Annotated in this window: 4 protein-coding genes and 1 pseudogene; all 5 read right to left on the reverse strand. The window is 67.8% G+C overall.

All coding sequences use genetic code 11. The features are described from left to right. Positions 1 to 169: 169 nt before the first annotated feature. Positions 170 to 619 (reverse strand): Hsp20/alpha crystallin family protein, encoded by a 450-nt coding sequence (locus FKP22_RS25865; RefSeq protein ID WP_141290670.1) that lies wholly within the window; start codon positions 617 to 619, stop codon positions 170 to 172. A gap of 41 nt (positions 620 to 660) precedes the next feature. Next, positions 661 to 1,101: an Hsp20/alpha crystallin family protein gene (locus FKP22_RS25870; RefSeq protein ID WP_141290672.1), complete on the reverse strand. Its 441-nt coding sequence runs from the start codon at positions 1,099 to 1,101 to the stop codon at positions 661 to 663. 130 nt (positions 1,102 to 1,231) lie between these two features. Further along, entirely contained in the window at positions 1,232 to 2,332 is a 1,101-nt protein-coding gene (locus FKP22_RS25875) for a S1C family serine protease (RefSeq protein WP_141290674.1), read from the reverse strand. A 54-nt stretch (positions 2,333 to 2,386) separates the two neighbouring features. Beyond that, complete coding sequence (locus tag FKP22_RS25880) at positions 2,387 to 2,695, reverse strand: hypothetical protein (protein WP_141290676.1); 309 nt, start codon at positions 2,693 to 2,695, stop codon at positions 2,387 to 2,389. After that, a pseudogene (locus tag FKP22_RS32780) lies at positions 2,695 to 2,961 on the reverse strand (hypothetical protein); the annotation flags it as partial. The gene FKP22_RS25880 and the pseudogene FKP22_RS32780, both read right to left, overlap by 1 nt.

Genomic DNA, 2,961 nt, shown 5'->3' on the forward strand with positions numbered 1-2,961 from the left:
GCCCGCCACTGCGGCCGAACGCTGGGCCGCGATGGCCCGCGAGTCGCTGGCCGAGCAGGCCCGCATCGAAGCCGCCGAAACCCAGAATTTCGACGACTTCCTGAAGGACTACCTGTCGCCCAGCCAGCTCGGCTGAGCGGGGCTGGGCGACCCTGCGGGCTTTTGCCGGTCAGCCGGCTTGCACCTGGATGCGCCGGGGCTGCGCATGCTCGGCCTTGGGAATGCGCAGGCGCAGCACGCCGTTGGACAGGTCGGCGGCGATCTTGCCGGTGTCCAGCTCCTTGCTGAGCGTGAACACCCGGTGATAGCGGCCCAGACTGACCTCGCTGTGACTGGACCGCAGGCCTTCGGGCACCGTCAGGCCGGATTCGGCCTCGATGGTCAGCGTGTCGGCCGTGACCTGCAGGTTCAGCTTGTCACGCGACACGCCGGGCAAGTCCGCATACAGCGTGATGCCCTGCGAGTCCTCGATGACATCCACCGGCGGGGTCAGCGCGGCGTCGCTGTAGTTCGCCTTGCCTTGAGACTGGTCCTGCGGCCTGTCCGCCGCCTGGTTGCCGGGGCGGGTTGCAAGCGACGAGCTGTTGGGCGTTTTGGACGAAAGATTGAAGCTGTTCATGATGGTCAATCTCCTGGATGCTGAAGTTCAGGAAAGACGGCTCACTGCACAGTGATGCGCCGCGGCTGCGAGGCCGCACGGCGCTGCACCGTGATGTGCAGCACACCGTCCTTGCAACGCGCCTCAACGGCTTCCGGATCGGCATCTTCCGGCAGGGTCAACACGCGCCGGAAGCTGCCGGCAAAGCGCTCGTTGATGTGGACCGCGGACTTGCTGTCACCGGCCTCGGCCAGTGAGTTCTTGCGCTCGCCGGCAATCGTCAGCAGCCCGCGCTCGAGTTGCACCTCCAGTGTGGCCGGGTCCAGGCCCGGGGCGAATGCATAGATCTCGACGGACTGCGGCGTGCCGCCGACGTTCAAGGCCGGGAAACTCTGGCGGCCGAAGCCGCGGATGCTGGGAGACAGGTCGAAGGCCTGCTGCATGTCGCGTTGCAGGCGATCCAGCTCGGCGAACATGTCGCGGGGAAACAGGGATCGATACATGGCGAAACCTCCATTCGTTCTTGCGTCAAACAAGGGTGGAACGAAGCGCCGAAGACTGGCCCCCAGCGCTTCTGGCTCCAAAACTAGGAGCGCCGCGCCAGGTTTTCAAGAGACTTTTTTCGAGATTTTTTCAGTCGTCGGATTCGGCCAGCGTGACCGTCAACTTGCGGGTCGCGCCGCTGCGCCAGACGCTCAGCGTGCAGCTGTCGCCGGGCTGCAGGCGCTCCAGCGCGGTCAGCATGTCGTCCTGCGTCTCGACCGGCTCGCCATCGACCGCGGTGATCACGTCGCCGGCCAGGATGCCGCCGTCGCCCCGGCTGAAGGCCTTGAGCCCGGCCTTGGCCGCCGGGCCGTTGCGCTGCACCCGCACCAGCGCCACGCCCTTGGGCAGGCCCAGCGCACGGTTGATCTCCGGCCCGCCACCGGTCACGCCCAGCGAAGGCCGCACCATGCGGCCGTCGCGGATCAGCCGCGGCACGATGCGGTTGACCTCGTCCACCGGGATCGCGAAACCGATGCCGGCGCTGGCGCCGGACGGGCTGTAGATCGCCGTGTTGACGCCGATCAGCCGGCCGGCGGAGTCCAGCAGCGGGCCGCCGGAGTTGCCGGGGTTGATGGCCGCGTCGGTCTGGATCGCACCCTTGATCGTGCGATGCGTGACCGACTCGATCTCGCGGTTCAGCGCGCTGACGATGCCGGTGGTCAGCGTCTGGTCCAGGCCGAATGGATTGCCGATGGCGTAGACCTTCTGGCCAACCTGCAGGTCGCGGCTGGTGCCCACGGTCACCGGCTTGAACTTGGCCACCGGCGCCGGGATCTTCAGCACCGCGATGTCCCGGTCCGGGAAGGCGCCGACCAGCTCGGCCTTGTAGCTGGACTGGTCCGCCAGCGTGACCCGCGCGCCGCTGGCGCCCTGGATCACGTGGAAGTTGGTGACAACGTGGCCCTGCGTGTCCCACACGAAGCCGGTGCCGGTGCCCTGTGGCACCTGCTGGACGTTGAGCGAGAAGAAATCGCGCTCCAGCCCCAGCGCGGTGATGTTGACCACCGAGGGCGACACGGCCTTGAAGACCGCGATGTTGTTCAGTTCGTCGGCACCGAGCACGCCGCGCGGCGTCACCGGCCGGGGCGGTGCGTCGGGTCTGGCTTCAGGTTTGGCTTCAGCGAGGGTGGCGGCAAGCGGCAGCGCGAGCGCGAGGCAAGCAAGGCACGCGAGGCGAATCGGGCGCATGGCAGACAGCAGGAGTGACACTGGCCCGAGATGATAGGCAAGCCAGCGCCGCCTTCAATCTTCCGGCGGCCCGCCGAACACCGGCAGGAAGGCCTCAACAAAGCGGGCCGAAGCCGCCAGGGTCAAGGTCACCGAGTGCCACGGCCCTTCGACGCTGACCTGCAGATCCTCGTCCCAGTCCATGCCGTCGTCCAGCGGGCCATGGCCGTGCGGGAAATGCTGCCGGGCCCAGTCCAGCACCTGCTGCACCTCGGCCAGCACGGCGGCGTGCTGCGCGGCCGAGGTGGAGGCCAGCGCCTCCAGCGTGGTCACGCCTTCATCGTTGTCGCTGAGGTCGAAGCTCAGGTAGCGCAGCGCCAGCATCAGAACGGAGGCGAGGTGTCGCCGCCGTTCTGGGCAGCGTATTGCAGCTGCGAATGCAGTTCCGCGACCTGCTGGCGCAGCGTGGCGTTTTCCGCGGTCAGCGCGGCCACGCGCTGGCGCAGCGAGTCGACGTTGTCGTCGGTGTCGTCCGCGGGCAGCGTGGGCGCAGCCTGCGCTGCGGGCATCACCGCCACTTCGACCGGCGTCTTGCGCTTGGCATCGCGCACGCGCTTGGCGGCCTGCTTCAACTCGTCCTTGCCTGCATT

This window comes from Ideonella azotifigens, from assembly GCF_006519715.1.
GTDB lineage: Bacteria > Pseudomonadota > Gammaproteobacteria > Burkholderiales > Burkholderiaceae_C > Ideonella > Ideonella azotifigens.

Bases quoted from the DNA above. Each gene is read 5' to 3' on its own strand.
- FKP22_RS25875 (WP_141290674.1), bottom strand. From the start codon at position 2,332: ATGCGCCCGATTCGCCTCGCGTGCCTTGCTTGCCTCGCGCTCGCGCTG.
- FKP22_RS25870 (WP_141290672.1), bottom strand. From the start codon at position 1,101: ATGTATCGATCCCTGTTTCCCCGCGACATGTTCGCCGAGCTGGATCGC.
- FKP22_RS25865 (WP_141290670.1), bottom strand. From the start codon at position 619: ATGAACAGCTTCAATCTTTCGTCCAAAACGCCCAACAGCTCGTCGCTT.
- FKP22_RS25880 (WP_141290676.1), bottom strand. From the start codon at position 2,695: ATGCTGGCGCTGCGCTACCTGAGCTTCGACCTCAGCGACAACGATGAA.